Source organism: Streptomyces sp. NPDC002889, from assembly GCF_042888425.1.
GTDB lineage: Bacteria > Actinomycetota > Actinomycetes > Streptomycetales > Streptomycetaceae > Streptomyces.
In genome coordinates, this window is the sequence record NZ_JBIAPT010000008.1 from 292,043 (window position 1) to 314,969 (window position 22,927).

23 protein-coding genes and 4 pseudogenes are annotated in these 22,927 nt (G+C 68.1%); 20 read left to right on the plus strand and 7 right to left on the minus strand.

Annotated elements, in window-relative coordinates; genetic code table 11:
- Window positions 1-68: 68 nt before the first annotated feature.
- Window positions 69-392: a hypothetical protein gene (locus ACFYWI_RS14785; RefSeq protein WP_389230822.1), complete on the minus strand. Its 324-nt coding sequence runs from the start codon at window positions 390-392 to the stop codon at window positions 69-71.
- Between the two features lie 296 nt (window positions 393-688).
- On the opposite strand from ACFYWI_RS14785, the gene ACFYWI_RS14790 reads away from it, so the two are divergent.
- The 4 genes from ACFYWI_RS14790 to ACFYWI_RS14805 all read left to right on the plus strand — a co-directional run bounded on the left by ACFYWI_RS14790 (window position 689) and on the right by ACFYWI_RS14805 (window position 5,704).
- The gene (locus ACFYWI_RS14790) at window positions 689-1,324 is read left to right on the plus strand and encodes a LuxR C-terminal-related transcriptional regulator (RefSeq protein ID WP_389230825.1); all 636 of its coding nucleotides are present in this window, start codon (window positions 689-691) and stop codon (window positions 1,322-1,324) included.
- A 252-nt stretch (window positions 1,325-1,576) separates the two neighbouring features.
- Window positions 1,577-3,529 carry a YncE family protein gene (locus tag ACFYWI_RS14795; protein WP_389230828.1) on the plus strand — a complete coding sequence of 651 codons (1,953 nt, stop codon included), beginning with the start codon at window positions 1,577-1,579 and terminating at the stop codon, window positions 3,527-3,529.
- A 239-nt stretch (window positions 3,530-3,768) separates the two neighbouring features.
- Window positions 3,769-5,220, plus strand: a complete 1,452-nt coding sequence (locus ACFYWI_RS14800; protein WP_389230831.1) for an FG-GAP and VCBS repeat-containing protein — start codon at window positions 3,769-3,771, stop codon at window positions 5,218-5,220.
- A 76-nt stretch (window positions 5,221-5,296) separates the two neighbouring features.
- Window positions 5,297-5,704, plus strand: coding sequence for a hypothetical protein (locus ACFYWI_RS14805; RefSeq protein ID WP_389230834.1), 408 nt, complete (start codon window positions 5,297-5,299; stop codon window positions 5,702-5,704).
- 194 nt (window positions 5,705-5,898) lie between these two features.
- Here ACFYWI_RS14805 and ACFYWI_RS14810 read toward each other — a convergent pair whose 3' ends face one another.
- Complete coding sequence (locus tag ACFYWI_RS14810) at window positions 5,899-6,270, minus strand: hypothetical protein (protein ID WP_389230837.1); 372 nt, start codon at window positions 6,268-6,270, stop codon at window positions 5,899-5,901.
- Window positions 6,271-6,477: 207 nt separating this feature from the next.
- Here ACFYWI_RS14810 and ACFYWI_RS14815 point away from each other — a divergent pair.
- Window positions 6,478-7,044 (plus strand): annotated as a pseudogene (locus ACFYWI_RS14815) (enoyl-CoA hydratase/isomerase family protein); the annotation flags it as partial.
- Between the two features lie 55 nt (window positions 7,045-7,099).
- Here ACFYWI_RS14815 and ACFYWI_RS14820 read toward each other — a convergent pair.
- Both ACFYWI_RS14820 and fxsT read right to left on the minus strand, forming a co-directional pair.
- Entirely contained in the window at window positions 7,100-7,534 is a 435-nt protein-coding gene (locus ACFYWI_RS14820) for a DUF5959 family protein (protein ID WP_389230840.1), read from the minus strand.
- 269 nt (window positions 7,535-7,803) lie between these two features.
- Complete coding sequence (fxsT, locus tag ACFYWI_RS14825; protein ID WP_389230843.1) at window positions 7,804-10,698, minus strand: FxSxx-COOH system tetratricopeptide repeat protein; 2,895 nt, start codon at window positions 10,696-10,698, stop codon at window positions 7,804-7,806.
- Between the two features lie 676 nt (window positions 10,699-11,374).
- Between fxsT and ACFYWI_RS14830 the strand changes: the two are divergent.
- Window positions 11,375-11,734: pseudogene (locus ACFYWI_RS14830) on the plus strand (site-specific integrase); the annotation flags it as partial.
- Between the two features lie 341 nt (window positions 11,735-12,075).
- Here the strand turns inward: ACFYWI_RS14830 and ACFYWI_RS14835 are convergent.
- Window positions 12,076-12,264 carry a hypothetical protein gene (locus ACFYWI_RS14835; RefSeq protein WP_389230846.1) on the minus strand — a complete coding sequence of 63 codons (189 nt, stop codon included), beginning with the start codon at window positions 12,262-12,264 and terminating at the stop codon, window positions 12,076-12,078.
- Window positions 12,265-12,430: 166 nt separating this feature from the next.
- Here ACFYWI_RS14835 and ACFYWI_RS14840 point away from each other — a divergent pair, with 166 nt between their 5' ends.
- The 4 genes and pseudogenes from ACFYWI_RS14840 to ACFYWI_RS14855 all read left to right on the plus strand — a co-directional run bounded on the left by ACFYWI_RS14840 (window position 12,431) and on the right by ACFYWI_RS14855 (window position 16,414).
- Window positions 12,431-13,219 carry a hypothetical protein gene (locus tag ACFYWI_RS14840; RefSeq protein ID WP_389230849.1) on the plus strand — a complete coding sequence of 263 codons (789 nt, stop codon included), beginning with the start codon at window positions 12,431-12,433 and terminating at the stop codon, window positions 13,217-13,219.
- A gap of 156 nt (window positions 13,220-13,375) precedes the next feature.
- A pseudogene (locus ACFYWI_RS14845) lies at window positions 13,376-14,026 on the plus strand (tyrosine-type recombinase/integrase); the annotation flags it as partial.
- 669 nt (window positions 14,027-14,695) lie between these two features.
- Window positions 14,696-14,839 (plus strand): hypothetical protein, encoded by a 144-nt coding sequence (locus ACFYWI_RS14850; protein ID WP_389230852.1) that lies wholly within the window; start codon window positions 14,696-14,698, stop codon window positions 14,837-14,839.
- A gap of 633 nt (window positions 14,840-15,472) precedes the next feature.
- On the plus strand, window positions 15,473-16,414 hold the full coding sequence (locus tag ACFYWI_RS14855) for a S8 family serine peptidase (protein ID WP_389230855.1): 942 nt from the start codon (window positions 15,473-15,475) through the stop codon (window positions 16,412-16,414).
- 506 nt (window positions 16,415-16,920) lie between these two features.
- Here the strand turns inward: ACFYWI_RS14855 and ACFYWI_RS14860 are convergent.
- Complete coding sequence (locus ACFYWI_RS14860) at window positions 16,921-17,196, minus strand: hypothetical protein (RefSeq protein ID WP_389230858.1); 276 nt, start codon at window positions 17,194-17,196, stop codon at window positions 16,921-16,923.
- A gap of 835 nt (window positions 17,197-18,031) precedes the next feature.
- The gene (locus ACFYWI_RS14865; RefSeq protein ID WP_389230861.1) at window positions 18,032-18,499 is read right to left on the minus strand and encodes an NUDIX hydrolase; all 468 of its coding nucleotides are present in this window, start codon (window positions 18,497-18,499) and stop codon (window positions 18,032-18,034) included.
- Window positions 18,500-18,517: 18 nt separating this feature from the next.
- Between ACFYWI_RS14865 and ACFYWI_RS14870 the strand changes: the two genes are divergently transcribed.
- From ACFYWI_RS14870 to ACFYWI_RS14915, 10 genes and pseudogenes are all read left to right on the plus strand, one after another.
- Window positions 18,518-19,297: a GntR family transcriptional regulator gene (locus ACFYWI_RS14870; RefSeq protein ID WP_389230864.1), complete on the plus strand. Its 780-nt coding sequence runs from the start codon at window positions 18,518-18,520 to the stop codon at window positions 19,295-19,297.
- Between the two features lie 136 nt (window positions 19,298-19,433).
- Window positions 19,434-19,778, plus strand: coding sequence for a hypothetical protein (locus ACFYWI_RS14875; RefSeq protein ID WP_389230867.1), 345 nt, complete (start codon window positions 19,434-19,436; stop codon window positions 19,776-19,778).
- A 2-nt stretch (window positions 19,779-19,780) separates the two neighbouring features.
- The gene (locus tag ACFYWI_RS14880; RefSeq protein WP_389230870.1) at window positions 19,781-21,136 is read left to right on the plus strand and encodes an FtsK/SpoIIIE domain-containing protein; all 1,356 of its coding nucleotides are present in this window, start codon (window positions 19,781-19,783) and stop codon (window positions 21,134-21,136) included.
- An 81-nt stretch (window positions 21,137-21,217) separates the two neighbouring features.
- Entirely contained in the window at window positions 21,218-21,412 is a 195-nt protein-coding gene (locus ACFYWI_RS14885; protein ID WP_389230873.1) for a hypothetical protein, read from the plus strand.
- Between the two features lie 2 nt (window positions 21,413-21,414).
- Entirely contained in the window at window positions 21,415-21,600 is a 186-nt protein-coding gene (locus ACFYWI_RS14890; RefSeq protein ID WP_389230876.1) for a hypothetical protein, read from the plus strand.
- 25 nt (window positions 21,601-21,625) lie between these two features.
- Window positions 21,626-21,874: pseudogene (locus tag ACFYWI_RS14895) on the plus strand (DUF2637 domain-containing protein); the annotation flags it as partial.
- Between the two features lie 80 nt (window positions 21,875-21,954).
- Window positions 21,955-22,149, plus strand: coding sequence for a mobile element transfer protein (locus tag ACFYWI_RS14900; protein ID WP_389230879.1), 195 nt, complete (start codon window positions 21,955-21,957; stop codon window positions 22,147-22,149).
- 13 nt (window positions 22,150-22,162) lie between these two features.
- Entirely contained in the window at window positions 22,163-22,318 is a 156-nt protein-coding gene (locus ACFYWI_RS14905) for a hypothetical protein (RefSeq protein ID WP_389230882.1), read from the plus strand.
- Window positions 22,319-22,343: 25 nt separating this feature from the next.
- Window positions 22,344-22,661, plus strand: a complete 318-nt coding sequence (locus ACFYWI_RS14910; RefSeq protein WP_389230885.1) for a SpdD-like protein — start codon at window positions 22,344-22,346, stop codon at window positions 22,659-22,661.
- A 13-nt stretch (window positions 22,662-22,674) separates the two neighbouring features.
- Window positions 22,675-22,914 (plus strand): hypothetical protein, encoded by a 240-nt coding sequence (locus tag ACFYWI_RS14915; protein ID WP_389230888.1) that lies wholly within the window; start codon window positions 22,675-22,677, stop codon window positions 22,912-22,914.
- The last annotated feature ends 13 nt before the right edge of the window (window positions 22,915-22,927 follow it).

Genomic DNA, 22,927 nt, shown 5'->3' on the forward strand with positions numbered 1-22,927 from the left:
AGGGGTCGGGGGAATCAGGACGGCTCGCCCGTACCGCTCGGGAGCGTACGGGCGAGCCGTGCGTCTGCTTAGTACTTCTCGCAGATGATCTTGAACTCCCAGACGCGCCAGCCGTTCGGGCCGCTCCACTTCACGCGGTCGTAGCCGCGGCTGACGCACTGGTACGCGACCAGGGCGTAGGAGACGACGCCGGCGACCAGGACGACCGCGATGGCGATGATCAGGACGATCTGCCAGATGCGGTGCGAGAGGAACCGCGGCTCGTCCGCGGTGCCCTTGGCCTTCGCCAGCGCCATGGAGGCGCGCTGGGCCAGCGCGTCCGGGGCGTTGGTGGCGAGGATCTGAGCCTGGGTGGCAAGACGCAGCGGCGTCTCGCGCAGGGCAGTGAGCACCTGTCGTTCCTTTCGATGGGATCGATACGATCGAGCAGGTGCCCGCCTCGATTGGAGCGGGGCGGGCACTCTTCCCGACGGCGAAGCGCCGGGACGTCTTTGATCTTCACGATCCCGCCCGGCAGCGCACACCGCCGGTCGCACACCGCCATCGGTCGGGCGCCGGGACAAGTCGGTCAATTCCGGTGCCACGCAGCGTGATCGTGCATCACGCACAGATCTAGTGGGCCCTGGTTACGGTGGGGTACGTTCTCCGCGACCACGGTTTGACAGAGGAAACACACGGGGGGGCATTCATGGCCCATGTCACTGTTATCCACCACCACCCATGGATTCGCAGGGGACTTGAAGAAGCACTGGCCGAGGCGGGGGAGTTCTCCGTGACGGTGTGCTCGACCGTCGAAGCCGGGATCGCCGCCGTGCGCGGCCGACACCGCACGAGCGTTCTCGCCGCCCACGAGCTGCCGTCACTGGACCAGCTGCTCTCCGCCTTCCGGGAGGCCGAACTCCGCGGTGTCCCGGTGGCGCTGATCGGCGATCCCGCCGACATGCTGCAACGGCCCGGGCCCCTGCCCCCCGGAGTGTCCGGCTTCCTCCCGGAAGGGGCGGAGCCGCGGGCGCTGGCCCACGCGGTGCACACCCTGGCGGCCGGGGCCGCGGTACTCCCGCTGACGATGCTCTGGTGCTCGGTGGCGCGGGACCCGAAGGAGATCTCTCTGCCCACCCTCCTCACCCTGCGCGAGCGCGAGGTTCTGGCCCTGATCGGCAGCGGGTTGACCAACCAGCAGATCAGCGATCGCCTGGGGCTCACCGCGGCGACGGTCAAGGCGTACGTCAGCGACGTCTACTGCAAGATCGGCGTCGACAACCGGGTCCAGGCGGCCCTGTTCGCCCACGGGATCAGCCCGTCGAGGGTCTTGTCGTCGTCGTAGCGGCCCAGTGCTCCACGGCATCGTCTGCCGCCCCGGTGGGTCTGCTCCACCGGGGCGGTTCCGGCCTGCCCACACCGGCGCCGGGCATCCGGACGCAGGTGGCGGGGGCGCTGATCATGTTGCCGGTGGCATGACTTAGTCTTCGCTCACTCGCCACACGCGCAGCACAGGTCACACACATCGATGGTCGCCTGTCAGCTGCATGCCGTGGCCCCACAGTTTCTCCTTCCGGGGGTACGAATCAGCGTGCGTATGCGCACTCTCCCGGCCACAGCGCTGGCCGTCCTCTTCAGCTCGGCGGTGCTGACCGCCGCACCGGCGTCCGCCGACACCACCAGGCCCATCGCGGTCTCGGACGCGGACGACACGATCGTCGACGGCCTCCACCAGAGGCTGTACTTCAGCACCCGCTACGAGAACCGGATCGTCGTCACCGACTACACCGGCAAGGTCACCGCAACCCTCACCGGCCTGCCCCAGGTCCGGGACCTCGAACTCAGCCCGGACTCCAGCACGCTGTACGCCGCGGTCGAAGGCGCCGACAAGATCGTCGCCTTCGACACGGCGACGCTCACCAAAGCCGCCGAGTACCCGACCGGCGACAAGACCGTCCCGTCCCGTCTCGCCCACGCCGACGGCAAGCTGTGGTTCGGCTACGGCGACCAGTGGGACTCCGGGCTCGGCGTGGTCGACCTGACCGCCGAGACGCCGACGGTGACGCTCGACCTGGCAGCGGGCCACGACTTCTCCAGCCCGCCCGAGCTCTACGCCGACCCCGACAACCCGGGCACGCTGCTCGCTCTCGACGCGCACATCAGCTCCGGCCCGATGGTCGTCTACGACATCTCCTCCGGCACTCCGGTCATCCGCGTCTCCGCCCAGAAGGGCGGCTTCTACCACGACGCCGCCCTCACCCCGGACGGCCAGAACGTCATCGTGGCCGGGCCCGGCACCCGGGCGCTCACCGAGTACCGGCTCTCCGACCTGGAGCAGGTGCGCACCTACCCCGTCCCGTCCGAACCCGAGACGGTCAGCGTCGCGCCGGACGGCACGGTCGCGGCCACCGTCCTCGACACCGACGACCTCGGCGACACGTACGTCTTCAGCAGCGACCCCGGCCTACCGGCCAGCGTCCGCAACCTGTCGCACGCGTGGATGCCGTGGGGCGGCCACTCGATGAACTGGTCGCCCGACGGCGAAAAGCTGTTCGTGCTGACGGGGAACAACGACTCCACCCAGTTCCACGCCGTCGACGAACCCCGCAAGTACGTCGGCACGCTGAAGGTCGACGCACCGACCACCGCGACCCGCGCCAAGTCCCTCACCGTCAAGGGCTCGCTCACCTCCGCCCTCGCGCTGCCCACCGGGACCCCGCTGACCGTCACCCGCACCGACCTGGAGTCGCCGAAAGGCACGTCGATCGGCACCAAGTCCCTCGGCACGGCCGGCAAGTTCTCCTTCACGGACACTCCGCCGGCCGGCGGCAAGGTGACGTACAAGGTGACCTACGCGGGCGACGCGTCGCACACCGCGGCGACCGTTTCCGACACCGTCGAGGTCTCGCGCGCCACGCCGGCCCTCACCCTGAACAACAACGGCAAGGTCTACTCGTACGGCGCGGACGTCGCTTTCGCGGCCCACCTCGGCACCACGTACAAGAACCGCACGGTCGAGATCTGGGCCGACCCGTTCGGTGCCGACAAGCCGAAGAAGCTCGTGAAGACGGGCACGGTCAACTCCAGCGGCAACCTGTGGGTCACGCTCGACATGAGTCGTGACACCACGCTGACCGCGGTGTTCAAGGGCGACGCCCGCTACGCCCCCAAGACGGTCAAGTCGACGGCGTACGCCAAGGTGAAGGTCTCCACCTCGCTGTCCAAGCACTACAAGACCGGCAAGATCGGCTCCACGACGTACCACTACTTCCACAAGAACACCGACGTCATCTCCACGACGACGATGAGCTACTACAAGGACCGCAAGCAGCGGCTCCAGCTCCAGGTGTACTACCAGGGCAAGTGGTACGACGGCAACAGCGAGTACTTCAAGCTCGGCACCAACGGGAAGTCGGCCGTCAACCTGGGCCACTCCGGCACGTCCGGCATCCGCGCCCGGGTGCGCTCCTCGTACATCAACAGCTCGTCGGGAGACACCGTGAACTCGACGACGCACGGCGCCTGGAAGTACTTCGTCTTCACCAGCTGATTCGGCGGCCGAGGTCTTACGGGACCGCGGCGTCAGGGGCGCGGTTCCGCCAGGGCGCGGGGCCGCGCCCCAGCGGTTGGTTCGTGTACGCGGATTCCGGTCTCACCGGAATCCGCGTACACGATCGCGGGCGGCCGTCATGGACCACCCCTGCCGCCGACGTACAACCATTGGACATCCTCACAGGTCGAAGATCGCAGTTCACAGCGCTCACAGCCCCTCTCGGACAACGGAGAACCATGCGCGCCAGAAGTACCGTCCTCGTCGCAGCCGCAGCACTCGCGGCAGCAGTCTTCACCCCTCTCCTCGCCGCCCCCTCGGCGGTCGCGGCTCCGGCCAAGCCGGCCGACGACTTCAACGGCGACGGCTACCGCGACTTCGTCATGCTCGGCGGCTCGCATGGGAAGGACGGCAGGGTCACCGTCGTCTACGGCACGTCGACCGGCCCCGGCACGCGAGTCCAGACCATCCATCAGGACTCGCCCGGTATACCCGGCGCGGTGGAGGAGGGCGACGCGTGGGGATTCGCCGCCACCAGCGCGGACCTCGATCGCGACGGCTACGCCGACCTGGTCGTTGCCTCACCGGACGAGAAGGTCGGCGACATCGCGATGCGCGGAGGGCTGACCGTTGTATGGGGCAGCGCCAAGGGCCTTGGCTCCGGCACCGTCTTCCACTCCCCCGTCGCGCCGGAGTACCCGGGCTCGGGCGACTCGTTCGGGCTCGACGTCGTGGCCGGTGACTTCGACGGCGACGGTGACCAGGACCTCACCGCGGTGAGTCAGAGCCGGGCCGGCGTCGTCATGCTCAAGGGTCCCTTCACCCGCACCGGTGGACACGGCGGCTGGCAGTCACTCGGCGGCGATCACACCTATCTCAACGCCTCGCAACTGGTGGCGGGCCGGGTCACCCCCGACGCCGCCACCGACCTGTACATCATCGGCGACGATCTCGGCAACGACGACCAGGACCTGCGGGCCTTCTTCCACCGCGGCGGGGGCGACTTCGCCCGGGTCGCCGGCCAGGTGCGTGTGCCCGACGACAGCGGCCACCAGATGGGCGGCGGCCCCATCACCGCCATCGGAGACTTCGACAAGGACGGCCACGGGGACCTCGCCATCGGCCGCGGCTACGAGCAGCCGGACGGGGAGCGGGGCTACGTCACGGTCCACTACGGCGGCGCCACCGGGCCGAATACCGCGCGAAAGCCGGTGAAGTTCACTCAGGACACGGCGGGCGTGCCGGGCGCTTCGGAGAACGAGGACCACTTCGGCGCCGCCGTCGCCGCCGGCGACGTCAACGGCGACGGATACGCGGACCTCGCCATCGGCGCCCCCGGAGAGGACTTGGCGGGGAAGCGCCAGGCCGGCATGGTCACGGTGCTGTTCGGCCGCGCCGGCGGCCTGTCCGGCACCGGAGCCAAGGCGTACGACCAGAACAGCTCCGGCATCACGGGCGCCGTCGAGAACGACGACTACTTCGGACAGAACCTCAAGCTCACCGACCACACCCGGGACGGCCGCGCCGACCTGATGGTGGACACGAACGAGCAGCTGGACAACACCCGGTGGGGCCTGGTCCATATGTTGAAGGGGTCGGCGTCCGGGACCACCGGCACCGGCTCGAAGTCGTACACCGTGATCTCGCTCAACCTCTCGTACACCACGCTCGGCGGCCCCTTCACCCACTGACCCGGTGAGTGCGTTCGTCCGACGGCCAGAAAGGGGGTGCGGCGTGACAGGGCGGAGCAGGTTCCGTCGTCGCCGCGTGGCGGCTGTTCCGGTCCGCGCGCGGCTCGTCGCGGTAGCGGCCACGGCATTGGTGGCTGCCGGTTGCGGCATGCTGAACGATCCCGTCAAGGAGCGCTGGGAGTCCAGAACCGAGTTTTCACGTTGTGGCGAGGTGAGCCTGGACCAGGGCGAGGAGATGCGGAAACAGGCGGTGCGGGAAATCGACTGCCTCCAGCAAGCCCTCAAGAGCGGCAAGAGCGCGGAACTGAAGGTGACCCAGCCCACCGTGGAGGGTGACCCGATTCGCGAGTACTACCGCTTGACGCCGCAAGGCAGGCTTGAGGTGTACACCGACAGCACGGACGACCACTACTCGGACCAGAAGTGGTCGTTCGCCGAGTGCTACACCCCGGAATGGCTGCCCGAGATTTCCTGCGATCGATGACCGGGCCGGGACCCCATCCGACACCTTCCGCGCAGAACACTCTGCTTCATCTGCTCGCGGTGGGGCGCCGAGACCGAACACAGCAGGAGCAGCCAACGGCACATGGGCAGGGTCGGCCCGCACGGGCCACTGTGTGCCCGAACGCACCGCCTACCGTGCGACAGCGGGTGACGGTAGGCGATGCGGGCGTGGTGTCAGTCGCCTCCGCCGCCCCCGCACGACGAGCCGCCCCCGCAGCCGAAACCGCCGCCGTCGCCGCTCTGCCACGAGCCGGTACGCCGTCGCCTCCGCGACGGCTTGCCGGCTCCGCGCACCGCCGCGATGAACACCACGATGAGGCCGATCCCGACGATCACCAGGTATTCCATCGTCTCCACCCCCGTCCTCTCCATTTCGGTCTGTGTGAGCGGCATCCCCCGCACGGTCGGCGCGCAAAGCCCGCTTGAGGAACTCCAGAGCTTCAGCTGCACGATGTCATCCGCCGCGACGGCCGCGCTCTCGGCGGCGATGACTGGGGGGTTCGTCCCGCAGACCATCCAGGACGACCTGCGCGACAGCGTGTTCACCGTGCACCAGGAAGCCGTCCGCACCCACCACGAGGCCGGCCTGCACACCGTCGGCTCGAAGCGGCGGCCGCAAGCAGGGCAGCCCGGCCGTTGCCGCCGGCGGAGGGGTGGAAGAACGCCACATCGAGGTAGGTACGGGCCGCCCGGGCGGCCGGCGGCACATGCCCCGAGTACACCGCTGAGGCCGCGAAGGCCGGAGGACCCGGCGATGCCTCCCTGGGAATGCTGTTTCGCAAGCTGAGCCAGCTGCCGGCCGTCACCATCGCCAAGCTGCGCGGCCGTGCCCGGGGAGCGGGCAGTGAGTTCCTCCTTGCCTGCGACATGCGCTTCGCCTCCCGGGAGAACGCCATCCTGGGCCAGCCCGAAGTGGGAATCGGAACACCCCCCGGCGCGGGCGCGATCCAGCACCTCACCCGTCTGCTGGGCCGGGGCCGTGCACTCGAAGCCGTGCTGACGTCGGCGGACTTCGACGCCGACCTCGCCGAACGCTATGGATGGGTCAACCGTGCGGTCCCCGACGCCGAACTGGACGAGTTTGTAGCAGGCATCGCCGCGCGTATGAGCGGCTTCCCACGCGATGCGCTGATCGCAGCCAAGTCGGCCATCAACGCCGTCAGCCTGCCAGCTCCTGCCGAAGTTCGCGCAGACGCCGCGCTGTTCCAGCACTCGTCCGAGGCGAGGGAGTGCAGCAGCGCACGGCTGAGCTGTTCAAGCAGGGCTTCCAGAGCCGTGGTGCCACCGAACTCGGCCTCGGAGACGCCCTGGGCGGCTTGAAGGCCGTCGACTGATGACAGGGGTGGGACACGGGGCCGGCCCCCTCTGAAGCTCCTCAGCCCACGGGGATCAGGTGCGCCCAGACGGCGCGGAGCCTCTCGAGCAGGACACGCTGCTCGTCGATCCAGCCGCGGTCCATGGTGAGGGAGACGGCCAACCTTGTGGTTTGCTGGTCTGCGATGGTGACCGTGATCCGATCGTGGTCGTCCCGCCAGTCCAGGCGGATGCCGATCTCGGCGACTCGCGCAGCTTCGCGCCAGACGGCGTCGTTCCCCACGGCGACCTCGTCCAATACGTGCGCCCAGCCGGACAGGTCCCCCGGCTCCATGTGGGTGTCGTGGACGCCGGACACGAAGTCGTTGTGGACCAGGAGCTGTCCCTTCACGTCCGGGATGCCCGGGGCATACGAGTCGTTCAACTCGACGACGACACTGCCGCCGTACTTCCCGGTGATCCGCAGCAGTGCGAACCGCTCGCGCTCCTTCTTCATGTCCCACCCCTGGGCGTTCGATCCAGTGCCGATGGTGCGCACTCCAAGTGGCACCACTGACGATGCCTGCCGCGCTCAACGTCTCAATGGCCGACTCAAAGCCTGTCTTCTTTTGCCCTGGTTCTTGCTCCGGACCTTGGCGACCCGGGTTCAGCCGTCTGTGACCGGACAGCCCGGACAGTCGCACTTTGGGCTGTCCAGTTCGTTTCCGCAGGTCGTTGGCTCAACCGGACAGTCGGACAGTCGGACAGCGGGGACAGTGGGGCCGGCTATCGACGCTTGCGCCCGGGACGTCGCTTGCCACGTTTCTGTTGGCTCGCCAACAGCCGCTGGGCTGCGAATCGCTTCCCCATGGCGATTAGCGTGTCGGCGAGACTCTTGGTGACAGCCGCAGTCCTGGGGTGGTCGTCACCGAGCGTCCGTCGTAAGCGGCTGCGTACGTCTTCAAGTACTTGGACGGCGTCCGAGTAGTGGCGGAGGCCCCGCAGGGTGATGGCGAGGTTGTGGGCGGAGGCCAGCGTCTCGGGGTGGTCGTCGCCCAGGACGCGCTGCCGACGGGCGAATGTGTCCTCATTCATGCGGCGCGACTGTGCGAGCTCGCCAGCGTCGCGCAGGGTGATGGCGACGCTGTGGGCGGAGCCCAGCGTCTCGGGGTGGTCGTCGCCCAGGACGCGCTGCCGACGGGCCAATGTGTCCTCATTCATGCGGCGCGCCTGTGCGAGCTCGCCGGCCTCGCGCAGGGTGATGGCGAGGCTGTGGGCGGAGCCCAGCGTGTCGGGGTGGTCGTCGCCCAGGACGCGCCGCCGACGGGCGAATGTGTCCTCATCCATGCGGCGCGACTGTGCGAGCTCGCCAGCCTCGCGCAGGGTGATGGCGAAGTGATGTGCGGAGGCCAAAGTGTCGGGGTGGTCGTCGCCCAGGACGCGCCGCCGACGGGCCAATGCGTCCTCATCCATGCGGCGCGACTGTGCGAGCTCGCCAGCCTCGCGCAGGGTGATGGCGAGGTTGTGGGCGGAGCCCAGCGTGTCGGGGTGGTCGTCGCCCAGGACGCGCCGCCGACGGGCAAATGTGTCCTCTTCAATACGACTGGCCTGTTCCTGCTCGCCGAGGTTGTACAGGCTGATGGCGAAGTGATGTGCCGAGGCCAAAGTGTCGGGGTGGTCGTCGCCCAGGACGCGCTGCCGACGGGCCAAAGTGTCCTCATTCATGCGGCGCGCCTGCGCGAGGTGGCCCGACCTGCCCGCGATGGCGCCTACGTCATTGGCGGAATGGAGAGTGTCGGGGTGGTCGTCGCCCAGGACGCGCCGCCGACGGGCCAAAGTGTCCTCGATGAGAGGCAGGGCTCCGCTGATATCACCGAGATCAGCCGTTGCGTGGCCGAGGTACTGCATACAGGTGAGACTGTCAGGATGCTCCTGCCCCAGCTCAGCGCCCCATGACTGGTGCAGAGACGTGGCGAGGGAATGGGCGCTGCGTGGCTGCCCACTCCGGATGAGGAAGAAGGCGGCCTTGAGGAGAATCCGTCGCAGTTCGGGGCGGTCGGTGAAGACCAATAGCTGGGCGGTGAGGTGGGATGCCAAAGCGGCCCAGGCGGGCCAGGTATGTGGGGCTTCCGGGTCGCCTGGGTCGACGCTCCCGAGGACGGTGGCGACGTCGCTGCGAATCTGCCCGGCTTGTTGTGGGCTGGTCTGGTCGCGGAGGACGGCCTGGGTGAGGCGATGGATTTGGAACGTCTCGTGGTCGACCCGAGCGAGTCCGTAACGGCTGAGAGGTTGCAGGGCGGCTTGTGGCCACATGAGGTTGCCCGGATCACCGGAGATGGTTGTCAGCTCAGGGCGGGCGACCTCCAGCCAAGTGGTCGGTATGGGTTCAGGGCCGAAGAAGGAACCGAGGCGTAGCAACGCCGCAGCGTCCGGGTGGTCGTCCTCGAGGCGGGCGGTGGCGATGCCGACCGCGGCTGCCAGCGACGCCGGGTAGCCGCGAGTATCGCCCTCCTTGAGGATCTCTGCAGTGCTGGTGGTGAGGAGCTGGCGGTAGCGGCCTAGAGTCATGCCGTTTCCGATGACGCCTGCTGCTTGAGCGACGGCCAGGGGGAGATCTCCGAGGTCCTTCGCGAGGACATCTGCCTGCTCGGAAGCGATGCCCGGAATACGAGTTCTGAGGTAAGCGAGTGAGTCGGAGCGGGTAAAGACGTCCAAGCCGGTCTGATTGGCGATACCGCGCCAGTCAGGGTTGCGCGAAGTGATCAGAACATGGCCGGCCCCGTCAGGCAGCCAGGGCTCGATCTGATCGGGGTCTTCGGCGTTGTCGAGCACAATGAGCCAGCACTGCCGGGTGCGCAGGTGGTGCAGGAGAGCACGGGCGTTGTGCTCGGAGCCGGCGTCGGGCTTAGCAATGCCGAGGCGGTCGGCCAGCTCGGTGTAGTGAACGGGTATCTGGTCGGACTGTTCGGCGTCGATCCACCACACCAGGTCGTACTGGCCGGCGAAGCGGTGGGCGTACTCCAGGGCGATCTGTGTTTTGCCGATGCCGCCCATCCCGTGCAGCGCTTGCACGGCGGCCCGCTGCCCGCTGAGCAGGCCTTCACGGAGCTGGGCGATGAGAGCCTCACGGCCAGAGAAGTCAGGGTTGCGGCGGCGCACGTTCCACACGTCGGGCTGGCCGGCGCTACTGGGCAGCCGAGGCTTTGTACTGCTTGAGGCCGTGCCTAAGCCTGGTGCCGGAGCTGTGCCTGGAAAAGGCGGGGGGCTGGTTGGGCGTGTCCCGCCGTTGATCGCCTCCCGCAAGGCAGTGACAGCGGCAGTCTCGTCGAGGCCGTGGAGATTCTTTCGGAGCTTTGCGGCCAGGAGAGGGGGGGCATCGGTGGTTGTGATGGGTTCGAGGGCGAGCGGAATGAGGCGGTCCCTGCGGACGACGGTGGTTGTCCACTCTTCCTGAGTCCACCGATCGGGGTCGAAGTAAGACTTGGAGAACAGGGCCACTACGGCGTCGGACTGTTCAAGAGCTTGATCCATGCGCTGGACGAAGTTGTCTCCTGTGCTCCAGTCCCAGACATCGAGGATGACATGGTGACCAGCCTGTTCCAGATGCCAGCCGACCCACTCCGCCCATGGGCGGTCCAGACCCGCGTAGCTGATGAAGAACCGCTGCGAGGTGTCGGTCATCGTGGTCCCCCGAGTCACCATGTGCTTGTTGTGTCGTGTCGCGGCAATGATTCCCTGTATAGCGTGGACAGGGTTGGGAAACGCCAATGTCGCTGTGGGCGAAGAGGAGTCCGGAGGGCAGCCCCCCGCTGACCACCGCGCGAACCTGGCGCCACCGCAGGTCATGTGTTCGATTTCTGGTGCACGCCCAAGAATGTGTGCGCGGCAACCTGATGCGCTCCGTAATCAGATGGTTCGGACAGCGTCTGTTTCCGCTGTCGGACCGTTTCTCCAGGTCAGCGCCCCAGCCGGGCAGTCGGAGAGCTGGGACACATCGGGTGCGGTCCATCAGACCCGGACACTCCGTCCGGGTTTTCTCCCATTCCGCGCTACACGCTGTGGGTGGCGCGGGGGCTCAGATCCGCTACTCGTTCACCACCACGTCGGTACCTTGAGAGACGCCCCTGCTCAGCAGCGGGAGGCAACACCCCATGCGTGGTCTCGGAGATCGCTCTGGAGTACACCCCGCGCCGGTTGCAGACCCGCATGGGCAAGCTGCTCGGGGGACAGAAAGCGTCGGCCGGTCACCCTAGTGACCGCCCTTCCCTCAGGGCGGAGTGGAAGCCATAGCGCAATGGCTGGACCGCAACCCGCACGCCCGCATGGTCGTCATCGACGCGCTCGTACGCAACAATCCCAGGGTCCGCGTGGACTGCTCTTCGTGGGGGAGAAGGGCGCGCCCTTCCGGCACACCTCCTTCGGACGGAAGTGGCGCAGGGCCCGCGCTCGAGTCGGGATGCCCGACGGCTTCCGGTTCTACGACCTTCGCCACACCGGGCACACCCTGGCGACGCGTTCGGGAGCCACGCGCAAGGACACGATGGTTCGCGCCGGGCAGTCGTCCGAGAAGGCAGCTCCGATCTATCAGCATTCGGACCACGAGCGTCAGAAAGAGGTCGCCAGTGGGTTGGACGCGATGGTCAGAGCCGCGCGCCAGAAGGGCTCGGACCAGCCCGGAGAGGGCTCAAGTGGTGCGGAAGCGGTGCGCGGAGCCTAGAAGGGTCTAGACAACACAAAGGCCCGGGTCGGGGATCGTATCCCTGGCCTGGGCCTTCATCTTGGAGCGGGTGACGGGAATCGAACCCGCGCTCTGAGCTTGGGAATCACCGGCGATCTAGGCAGGTCGGCCCCCTGAACAGCAGCAATGCGGGAGTGAAGCCATCCGGCGCATCCGTTCCTGACCCCTTGTTGACCGCGGTTGTCCGCTCCGTCCGGCACGGATCTGGCACGAGCACCTGCCGGGCGATTCAGTCCCTATCGCTGCAGCACTGGCCCGTTGTAAAGGGGGCCAGCCTGTTCGAGCGGGGCCAGGTGGGCTGAAACCGTGATCACATCCATCTACGAGCGCTCTGCCCTTCCCCAGTGCTCTGGAAGATTGAGGCCCGTGAGCTTGTAACGGTTCGAGACCTCGTCTGCTTGTTGCTGGATGCGATCTCGCAGCTGTGACAAAGCCTCGTTGAATGCCCTGTCGGAACCGTGGCCGAAGCGCTGGCCGTCAGGGCCGCCGGCCTCGATGAATTTGGCCAACGAAACGAGATGCCGTGCCGGGCGTCGCGAGCGTCAAAGGCCTTCGACCTGTGATCATGGAGCGTTCATCAAAAGTGATCGACGAGGAGCTCCAGGTCGCGGGGGCCGATGTGCCGCCGCCGTGTGGCGCTCGCGGTAACGCGCTGTAGGTGATGTGGTGAACTGGTTGACCTCGCTGCCGGCGGTAGTGCTGGTTGTGGGCGGGCTCTTACTTGCCTTACTGGTCGCGGCCGTGGCGCGGGTCGGCGTCCGGGCGCTCGTACCGGTCGAGGAACGGGATCGGGTGCCGCAGATCGCCACGCCCCTGATGCCGACACTCGGCGCTGCCTTCGCGATCTTTGCGGCGCTCACACTGGCCAGCGAGGCCGGCTACCTGCGCGCAGCCGAGGGGTTGGTGAGCGACGAGGCGGCCGCGGCCTCCCGCCTGGCATGGTCGGCGACAAGTCCGCGAGTCCAGTCGGAGCCGATCCATGCGGCACTGCTGGACTACTTGCAGACCACGCGTGCCAGGGAGTGGGAGGCTACAGCAGCGGCGTCCGGTGACGACCCCGCCACCGCTCGCGCGATCGCACGGCTGGAGCGGAGTGTGCGCGCCGAGGCGGCCCGCCCCGAGGTGGGAACCCCGACAGGCACGGAGCTGGTGGTTTCCATGGACGGTGTCACCAGTAATCGTCGCGCCCGCGTTGCGGCCGCCTCGCGCGACGTTCCCGCCCTCTACGTCGTCACGCTTGTGGTCAGCGGACTGGCCTTGATCGTGAACTCCGGCGCGCTGGTCTTCCGTAGCAGCCTGCGAACGTCACTGCTGATCGTAGGTGTTGCGAGTGTGGTCGGGCTGAGCCTGGCGTTGCTCTTCGCACTCAGCGCGCCCTGGGGCGGACCGTTCGTCGTCAGTGGGCGTCCACTCGACGCCATCATCGGGAACCTGAAGTCCGGCTTCTTCGACGGCGGGCCGTAGGCGACGGGCGCGGCCGGTACGCCGACAACTGCTCACCGGCGGCCGCGACCTGCGGCCGCCTCATCGATCAACGCCCTGACCTGCTGTCGACGTTGGTCGCCATTGAGCGCCCTCTCACGGCCCCAGAACGGCCCGGGAGGGCGCTCATGCGTGAGCACCGCATTAGTGCAGCAAGTCGACGCCTTGGCGGACGCCATTGGCCCACGGTGGCGGTTGATGGTCTACCTGGCTGCGTACGGACCCGCCCGCCCCGAGGAACAGGCAGCGATGCGACGCACCGACGTGGATCCGGACAATATCGGCGTCTGGATTCGCAGCGCTGCGCCTGAACTCGCCACCGGACGGCGAGCACCAGGCGACACCAAGTCCGCTGCCGGACGGCGTTTCCTGGTGCTGCCGGCCTTCCTGGAGCGAGAACTTGAGCGACACCTCGCCTGGTGCGTGGAGAAGACGCCGGACGGCCTGCTCTTTGCAGGGGAGAAGGGAGCTCCCTTCCGGCGGTCGAGCTTCGGGCGGAAGTGGCGCAGGGCTCGTACGGCGGTCGGATTGCCCGACCGCTTCCGCTTCTACGATCTTCGTCACACCGGCCACACGCTCTCGACTCAGTCCGGCGCCACGCTCAAGGACACGATGGTCCGCGCCGGACAGTCCTCGGAGCGGGCAGCGCTCATCTACCAGCACTCGAACCTGGATCGGCAGAGGGAAGTGGCTGGAGGTATCGACGCACTCGTGCGGGCCGAGCGCGACAAGGCTGCGAGCGAGCCGGTCGATCAAGCATCGGGCACGGAACGGGCACGAGACGCCTAGCGTGGTCCAGACAACAAGAAAGGCCCGGGTCCATGACCTGGGCCTTCTGTATGGAGCGGGTGACGGGAATCGAACCCGCGCTCTGAGCTTGGGAATCACTGATCATTGCTGCACGGATGTGGCGCTGAGCTGCAAGAACGCTGGTCTTGGCCTGGCACCGGCCAGGTGTTGGGTGACCCGCGTTTACCGCGGTGCACCGCCCGTTCTGGTGCACGTCTGGTGCGACACTTCCCCGTCGCCTGTTGGTTGTAAGACTTCTTCGTCCCGAAGCAACTGGGGCGGGGGCGCTGCCTTGGGGTGGTGTTGTCGTCGCCTGCGCAGACGGTCCGTACGCGTTCGCGCTCGTCCGCCGGTGTACGTCGGCGTTGTCACGCAGTTAGACACTCAGTCTGCCGCCCCCATGGGCTGGTCGCCTGGCCAGAGATCTGGCGCGCCAACTCCTCGACGTCTCCGGACTCTCCGCACGCCCGAACCGGACGACCCTGGCCGCAGCCTTCGTGAAACTCGTCCACGGATCGATCAGGTCTTTGGCGATCGACGTGAGGCTGCTCGTTCGGGGTGATCTTTGTCCTGGCCACGGGTTGTGTCCCTGTCTCCTGCGCACTCGATGGGTAAGGCACGCGGTCTACCCCGGGCTGCTGTGGGATCGTTGCGCCGGGAGGGGCACGGATGGATCTTCAGGGTATCGGCGCGTTGGTCGAGGCCGGCGTGGCAGCGGTCAGCGTCCCTGCCACTCTGCTCGTCGGCCGATGGCAGACGAAGGCGGCGCTCCAGACGGCGCGAGCCGCTACGGCGCAGGCAGACGTCACTTAGAAGCTGTTTCTGGGCCGTGCATAACAAGCATTTCGGTCACCGCAGGACACAACACCTGCTCGTCCGGACGTTCTCGTCCACGGCTGCTCCTACGTGCGCCATCTGGCTGAGACTCCTGCGTCGTCTGGCGGCATGCCCGTGGCGGGCACGATCCACGGTATCTGCTTGGGCGACGATGCCGCTTGACGTGGCACAAACTCCCCCATGGCTCCTGCGCAACTCGGGCCTCATGCCCGTCTCATGGCTGAGGCGTGGGTGGATTCATTTGTGCGCCCGTAGAAATAAAGGAGCGTCATGCGGCCCGTGCGGATCTTGCGGTGGGTGCTCGGGGCAGTGTTTCTGGCCCTGAGCCTGGCAGTGGTTCCTTCTGGAGCCCACGCCCGCACCACGGACGACGACGCGCGGCAGCGACAGGCCACCGGGTCTGCGGATGACCGCGGCCAGAGGGAGGGTGCATACCGTCATGCGTGTGATCCCTCGCCCGGGCTGGACAAGGCCTCCTGCCACTCCCTGATCAGCACCGACCCCGCCCCGCTGGCGTCCGTACCCCCAGGGGGCAAGCCGGAGGGCCTAACCCCTCGCGACCTCCGAAGCGCCTACGACCTGCCCCGGCGCGCCGGGGAGGGGCGGACCGTGGCCGTCGTCGTCGCCTTCAACTACCCCACCGCCGAGAACGACCTGGCGGTCTACCGCCGCCAGTTTCACCTCCCGCCGTGCACCCCCGCCAACGGGTGCTTCCGCGAGATCAACCAGAACGGCGGCACCACCCCGCCCCCGACCACTGATCCCGGCTGGGCGGTAGAGGCGGCCCTCGACATCGAGATGGTCAGCGCCACCTGCCCAACCTGCAATGTCCTTCTGGTCGAGGCCAACGACGACACCATCGGCAATCTGCTCACCGCAGTGGCCCAGGCCCGTACCCAGGGCGCGAAGTTCATCTCCATGAGCTGGGGCACCGATGTTGAACACCCCTTTCAGCTGGTCCGCGACCAGACTCACTTCAACCATCCCGGCATCGCGTTCGTGGCCTCCTCGGGCGACAGAGGCTTCCCCAATCTCAACTGGCCCGCCGCTTCCCAGTTCGTCACCGGCGTGGGGGGAACCCGGCTGGAACGGAGCAGACAGCCCGGCTGGGAGCCCCATGGTGGGCAGAAGCCCCGGCGACGTGGCTGGCTGGAGACCGCTTGGCCCGGCGCCGGGTCTGGCTGCAGCCTGATCCAGCCCAAGCCGCCCTTCCAACAGGACGCTGGCTGCACCAACCGCACCGTCGCCGATGTCTCTGCGGTCGCCGAGAATGTCGCTCTCTACACAACGACCCCCGACGCCGGATGGTTGACTGTCGCGGGTACCAGCGTCTCCACCCCGATCATCGCCGGCGTGTACGCCCTGGCGGGCAACCCCGGTCCGAACGACCGCCCCAACTCCTACCCCTACGCCCGCCCCTGGGCGCTCAACGACATCGTCGAGGGTTCCAACGGCTCTTGCGGCGGCTCGTACCTGTGCACCGCCGTTCCTGGCTACGACGGACCCACCGGCATCGGCACCCCCAACGGCGTCCGAGGCTTCAGAGCCTGATGGGTGTTCTTGAACGTCCTACAGCAGACATCGTGGAGGTCATCGATCGCCTCAGCAGGATGAGCGCGGAACCACCGGTCGGCGTGCCCTCAGACTCACTGAAACACGGCCCTGTCGGTCGTACGGTGACTCCATGGGCAGGGACGGGGTGCCCCGGCTGCGGCTGGTCGTGGTCACGGACGAGGGCACTGGGCCGCGGTTGTGCCGGGGGTGTGGTGGTCCGCTGATGCCGGCGGCGAAAGCGACGGCAGTGTTCTGCTCGTCCGCGTGCCGGTCGCGGCACTGGCGCCGGATGCGGCACGGGCGCGGGCGAGGACCGAGTCAAACCAGCGGGGCGCCGCCCATCGATTGAGGACGGCGCCCGCGCGGTACGAAGGCTTTGAAGTCTGGCCTCATCCTTATCAGGTAGGTCCCGCATCCCTGTTACGCCAAGGGATGCAGCCGATTCACCGGCCTCGGTGGTCGTGGTGATCGGCCGTAACCGCCGGTGTTTGCTGCTGTTGGTGTCAGCTATTGATGTCACCGACGGTGCGGTGAACATGACCCGCAGTCCGCCGCTGTACCAGATCTTCGATGGTGCGGGCCACGACGAGCACAACGACGACGAGCACCAACCATGTCGACTGCTTGAGGTTCGCTGTGGCGGTGTCCCCGTTGATCACACACCCGGCAACCACACCGAGCATGATCAGGAAATTGCGGCTGTCGGCGCCCTGTGCAACAGTCCGAAGTGTGCGTCCGCTCTCCGTGGGCAACAGGACGCTGAGGGCTGGGATGGGCATGAGTCTCCTTGGTTCCTCTGGGGCGCCCGGCTCTCGCCAAAGAATCCCGGGCGCCCTACGTATGTCGGCGCGCCCCATGGTGGCGTACGCCCCTGACGAAGCAGACCGCCGATTTCGCTTGTAACGGTCCGTAGTGCTGCCTTGATCGTGGCAGGTGACGAGACGTCATCCAAACTGTCAGGCCACAGCGACTGTGGATAACTCGCCAGTAGCTGTGGGCAGTTGCCCAGATTCTGTGGGCAGACCGGGGGGCGGCACTGTGGATACCGGTGGACTGTCAACCGCCATATGGCTGTAACCAGCGCATATTGTGTCCACTGCCTGTGGGGAAGAAAAACTTCTGTGGATGGCCGCAGATCAGACGCCCGGTGAACAAGGCTTTCTCCCGCGGGATATTGCCCCAATGCTGAATCTTGATCCGGGTCGGCCGCGCCGCGTTGGCTGAGCCCACAGATCTCGCAGCTCAGGCACCTGTGAGCGGGAGGTAGGCGCCGCGGTCGGTGGAGCGGCTTTGGGCGGGAGCTGCCATGGGGCGAGAGATCATGGCCCCTTACGCTGACCCGCGATCGGGCCGGCTCCTCGCCTGCCCGCAATTGCCCGATCGGGGCCGTGATCTTCGAGGCTCGCCCCATGGTGGCTGCGTAAAGCCGTGGAACCGACCGGCCCCAGCCACCGCGGGCTACCGTCCACCGCATCAGGTGTGCTCGCTCTAGCCGCGCGGCCGGCGGAGCCGGGGCCCGGAGCGGGGCGGAGACAGGAGCGTCGGGCCCCGGCGCTGGAGCCGGGGCCGCGCGCGGCGAGCGGAGCGAGCCGCCTTGATCGAGTAGGGAAACTCTTACCGCGCTTGGATCAGGTGCTTGCCGTCATGGCTCCGGACGTGGGGGCCATCCTCGTCCAAGGCGTCGAGCAGCCGGACCGCGTAGACCTCGGACATCCGCTCGGCGACCTCGGCGGGCGTGAGCCAGTCAACTGCCGTCGATTCGGACGAGGTTCGCTCGGTACCGCCTGAGGGCTTGCAGCGGAAGACCAGGGCGACGATGCCGCGGGTCGTGTTCTTGTAGACCCCGGTCAGCTCGTCGACCTCGACCCGGATGCCCGTCTCCTCCAAGACCTCACGGACTACACCCTCTTCCGGGGCCTCGGTGAGTTCGAGAACTCCGCCCGGCAGCTCCCAGGTCCCGTTATCCGCTCGGCGGATTGCCAAGAGGCGGCCGTCCTCGCGAGCCACTGCTCCTGCCACCGACACGGAGTGCAGTGGCGTTGACTGGGCTTCGCGGGCGCTGTTACTCATGTACAGGAGCATAGGAGAGTGAGAAGGACTGTGGGAACTGCGGTAGGAGGTGGCAGGGCCGTACCTCGGTACGTTCAGATCGCCGACGAGATCATTAAGCAGATCCGGGCTGGTGTCCTCAAGCCTGGTGACATGGTGCCGAGTGAGTCCGAGCTGGTCGAGCGCTACGGCGTCTCCGGCGGGACGATTCGTAAGGCGATGGTGGAGGTCCGGGCCAGTGGGCTGGTGGACACTCGCCATGGCAAGGGCTCGATGGTGAAGGACCGGCCGCCCGTGCGGCTGCGGTCGTCGGATCGGTTCCGGGCATCGCATCGACGGGGCGGTAAGGCCGCGTACCTGGCGGAGTCTGCGCAGTCCGGGGCAACGGCCAAGGTAAGCGTCCTCTACATCGGTCCGATGGAGGCCCCCGAGGAGATCGCCGAACGGCTCGGCGTGGAGGCCGGCGCCCAGGTGCTCGCCCGCCGACGCCTCTACTTCCGCAACGGCGTCCCGGTGGAGACGGCTACCTCGTACCTCCCATGGGACGTGGTCAAGGACATCCCCGAACTGTTCGCCGAGAACCCCGGCCCCGGCGGTATCTACGCCCGGCTCGAGGACGACGGCCACATCTTCGCCGAGTTCGTCGAGACCTTGCAAGCGCGCCCGGCCGCCAAGGCTGAGGCGTCCGAGTTGGCGCTGAGCCCCGGCGCACCCGTCGTTCACCTCGTCCGCGACGCGGTCACCGAGACCGGTCGTGTGGTCGAGGTCTGCGACACCCTCATGGCCGCCGACCAGTTCGTTTTCAGCTACCGCATCCCCGCCACCGACTGACGCTCGCTCAACTCCTCACAGCCCGCCGGGACTTCTTCGTCTCGGCGGGTTGACTCATGTACAGGAGTCAGGCACTCTTCTCCGTCACTCATATACATGAGTGACGGAGTCCAGCACTTCTAGAGGAGTGATCTCCATGCGTCAGATCCCCGTCCACACCACCGCCGCCTCGATGATGGTGGCCCAGCCCCCGCAGCCGAAGATCAAGGACCGCCGCACCGGCGAGGTCGCCACTGACGCTGAGACCGGGGGGCCGCTGATGACCGTCAACGTGATGTTCGCTGCCAACGACAGCGTGGAACTCCTGCCCGTGACCGTCCCCGAGACCGGCATCTCCGGTGACCTAGCGATGGGTACCCCGGTCGCGCTGACCGGTCTGATCGCCCGGCCGTGGGAGCGAGACGCTCGGCACGGCATCGCCTTCCGCGCGGTCGCCGTCACCTCGCTGGCCGCCGGTGCTGCGAAGCCGAAGGCGGCGTGAGCATGTCGTGGCTGACCGGCTTCCTGGGGCTGGTCGTCGTCACTGCGGGTCTTCTGCGGTGGCGGCGCCCCGCCTGGTACTGGCTGACCTTTGGCGTCGCCCTCGCCACAGCGCGGGTCCTGGTGCGGTACGGCTCGGTCATGGATGCCTGCGGGCTCACCGTGCCGCCGCCGCGCTGGCGGCTCACCTTCGCCCGGATGACCAACCGCCCGGCCCCCGAGTCCCGTTCGCCGCGCATCCTACGGCTGCGGCCGACCCGGACCGGTCTGGTCTTACGGCTGGGGCTCCGCCCCGGACAGGACGCCTTCGACGTGGCAGCGGCCACCGACCGGCTGCGCCACTCCTTCGCGATGTACGGCGTCACCTCCCGCGAGCTGCGCTCGGGGGTGGTCGAGCTGCGGATGACCGGCTACGACGTGCTCAAGCGGGTGCAGATGCCCGCGAAGGTCGACACCGCCCCGATGCGGGTCCCGGTCGCCCTGCGCGAGGACGGTGCAGTGCACTACCGCGACTACCGCACCACCCCGCACGCGCTCACGCTCGGTGCCACCAAGTCCGGTAAGTCCGTGTATCAGCGCAACCTGGTCGCCGAACTGGCCGCGCAGGATGTCGCGTTGGTCGGCATCGACTGCAAGCAGGGGGTCGAGCTTTTCCCGCTGGCCCGCCGCTTCAGCGCGCTGGCCGACAACCCCGACACTGCCGCCGAACTCCTCGACGCGCTCGTCACGCATATGGAGGGCGTCTACCACCTGATCCGCGCCGAGCAGCGCATCACCGCCGATGTACCGGATGCGGAGATCGCCGCCGACATCTGGGACCTGCCCGACCGCCTGCGCCCGATACCGGTCGTCCTCCTGGTCGACGAGGTCGCCGAACTCGCCCTGTTCGCTTCGAAGGACGAGGAAAAGCGCCGCGACCGGATCGTCACCGCACTCGTCCGCCTCGCCCAACTCGGCCGCGCCGCCGGCATCTATCTGGAGATCTGCGGGCAGCGCTTCGGCTCCGAACTCGGCAAGGGCATCACGATGCTTCGCGCCCAGCTCACCGGCCGCACCGCCCACCGCGTCAACGACGAACCCTCAGCGAACATGGCCTTCGGCGACATCTCCCCGGACGCCGTCCTGGCCGCGATCCAGATTCCCACCGAGACACCCGGCCTCGCCGTCACCGGCGACTCGACCGGCGGCTGGGCCCGCATCCGGACCCCGCACACCTCGCTGCGCCAGGCCGTCAACACCTGCAACCGGCACGCCGACCGCACCCCAGACCTGCCCGCGCTCGCCGCCTTCCGGCCCGCGCTGACCGGCCCGGACCCGGTCGAGATCCCGGCCCCGGCCGCCGCGCCCGTCACTGCCTGACCCACCCCGGCACACCGCTCGGTGCGACCGCACCGCGCCACGTCCCTACCCGCCCCATGCCTGAAACCGGAGGTGACCCCGATGGACAAACGCGAAGACTTCGAGCGCACGGTGAACCTGCTCGGTGCGCTGGCCCTGTACGCGCACGGTCCCGGAGCCGACGAGGAGTTCGTCGCCGCGATGGCCCCGGCGCTGGCCGCGTCTCTGCCCTGCGGCTTCCTGCCGCCGCTGCCGCCCGGCTACGGCCCCACCGACGGCCCCGAAACGGGGTGCTGACGATGGCCGCACGCAAGAGCCCCGCGCCGCGTAAGCCCCGGGCGAAGAAGTGCCCCGACTGCAAGGGCGTGGGCGAGATCACCGAAACGGTCCGCGTTGGCTCCGCACGCAAGCCCCGCGAAACCGCCGACCGGCAGGCCGCCTTCTGCCTGACCTGCTTCGGCACCGGCACTGCACCCACCGACTGAACCCTGCGAAGGAGGTGAAGACGTGATCCGCTCGATCCGACTGGATGCCGTGCTTGTGCAGGCCGTGATCGCCGGTGCTCTGTCTTTCGCCCACCTGCACGACCTGGCCGCCGCTGCCGGACAGACCGGGTGGAAGGCGTGGGCCTACCCGATCTCGGTGGACCTGCTGCTGGTCGCCGCCTGGCGTCGGCTCCGCAGCGACGGCCCGTCCCGGCTGGCCTGGTGCTGGTTCCTGATCGCCCTGGTCGCCTCGCTCGGCGCCAACGTCGCCACCGTGCCCGCCTCGGCGTCCCCGCCCCGATGGCCGACGCGATCGCTGCCCAACTCACCTGACTCGAAAGGAGACCCACCGTCATGCCCGCCCGCGACTTCTTCCACTCCGTGATGCGGATCGGCCCGGTGCAGATCGGCACCCACCGCAACCGGCACGGCCGCACCAAGCACGCCGCCGTCTGCGGCAACGACGGCTGCGGCTGGTCCGCCGACTACTCCAGCCAGTCCGCCGCCCAGCTCGCCGCCCGCACCCACCGCTGCCGCCCCGCCGACTGAACGGAGACCCGTCATGGACGTCCCGCTCTGGCTCGCCCTGATCGTCGTCGGCTGGCTCGGCATCAAGCTCATCCGCCCGCCCTGGTGGCTCGTCGCCGTGCTCCTGATCGGCGGCTACCTCCTCGCCGACAGCCTGCTCGCCCCCGTCATCGACACCGCCGTCAAGTAACCCGCCACAGAAAGGAGATCACCCGATGTTCCGCCCGAAGATCCCCACCATGCCCACGCCGACCGGCATCGGCACCCCGCCCGCCGTCGTCCAGCACACCCCGGCACCGGTCCCCGCCGCGCCCTCCGCTCCGGCCCCCGTCGCCCCGACGGCGGCGCCGCGGCCCGCGGTCCAGCTCACCCCCGGCGCTCTGGTCGCTCTGATCGGTGGCGGCACCGCGATGGTCCTGGTCGTCGGCGCCGTCCTGGTCTCGATGCTCCTCGCGGTCGCCGTCACCGCCGCCTCGGTCGCGGTCTGTGCCGTCGTCCTCCGCTCACTGCTCAACCACCACACCCAGCGCTGAAAGGAACCCCGTCATGGGCCTGTTCAACCGCAAGAGCAACAACAGCCAGCCCGCCAACCCCGCGATGGCCGAACTCGGCCGCGAGTACGCGATCGCCCAGCGCCACCGCGACCGCAAAGCCCTCAACCGCATCACCCGAGAGCTCAGCAAGAACCAGCCGACCGACGCCGACCGCGCCTCCTTCGAGCAGGGCCGCAAGAACTACACCGACATCCCGCCGGCCTACTCCACCCGCCGCAACCGCCGCCGCTGACCGGCCCCCGGGC

Coding starts and splice junctions, on each gene's coding strand:
- ACFYWI_RS14790 (WP_389230825.1), top strand. CDS start 689: ATGGCCCATGTCACTGTTATCCACCACCACCCATGGATTCGCAGGGGA.
- ACFYWI_RS14795 (WP_389230828.1), top strand. CDS start 1,577: ATGCGCACTCTCCCGGCCACAGCGCTGGCCGTCCTCTTCAGCTCGGCG.
- ACFYWI_RS14800 (WP_389230831.1), top strand. CDS start 3,769: ATGCGCGCCAGAAGTACCGTCCTCGTCGCAGCCGCAGCACTCGCGGCA.
- ACFYWI_RS14820 (WP_389230840.1), bottom strand. CDS start 7,534: ATGAAGAAGGAGCGCGAGCGGTTCGCACTGCTGCGGATCACCGGGAAG.
- fxsT (WP_389230843.1), bottom strand. CDS start 10,698: ATGACCGACACCTCGCAGCGGTTCTTCATCAGCTACGCGGGTCTGGAC.
- ACFYWI_RS14850 (WP_389230852.1), top strand. CDS start 14,696: ATGGATCTTCAGGGTATCGGCGCGTTGGTCGAGGCCGGCGTGGCAGCG.
- ACFYWI_RS14860 (WP_389230858.1), bottom strand. CDS start 17,196: ATGCCCATCCCAGCCCTCAGCGTCCTGTTGCCCACGGAGAGCGGACGC.
- ACFYWI_RS14865 (WP_389230861.1), bottom strand. CDS start 18,499: ATGCTCCTGTACATGAGTAACAGCGCCCGCGAAGCCCAGTCAACGCCA.
- ACFYWI_RS14875 (WP_389230867.1), top strand. CDS start 19,434: ATGCGTCAGATCCCCGTCCACACCACCGCCGCCTCGATGATGGTGGCC.
- ACFYWI_RS14880 (WP_389230870.1), top strand. CDS start 19,781: ATGTCGTGGCTGACCGGCTTCCTGGGGCTGGTCGTCGTCACTGCGGGT.
- ACFYWI_RS14885 (WP_389230873.1), top strand. CDS start 21,218: ATGGACAAACGCGAAGACTTCGAGCGCACGGTGAACCTGCTCGGTGCG.
- ACFYWI_RS14890 (WP_389230876.1), top strand. CDS start 21,415: ATGGCCGCACGCAAGAGCCCCGCGCCGCGTAAGCCCCGGGCGAAGAAG.
- ACFYWI_RS14900 (WP_389230879.1), top strand. CDS start 21,955: ATGCCCGCCCGCGACTTCTTCCACTCCGTGATGCGGATCGGCCCGGTG.
- ACFYWI_RS14905 (WP_389230882.1), top strand. CDS start 22,163: ATGGACGTCCCGCTCTGGCTCGCCCTGATCGTCGTCGGCTGGCTCGGC.
- ACFYWI_RS14910 (WP_389230885.1), top strand. CDS start 22,344: ATGTTCCGCCCGAAGATCCCCACCATGCCCACGCCGACCGGCATCGGC.
- ACFYWI_RS14915 (WP_389230888.1), top strand. CDS start 22,675: ATGGGCCTGTTCAACCGCAAGAGCAACAACAGCCAGCCCGCCAACCCC.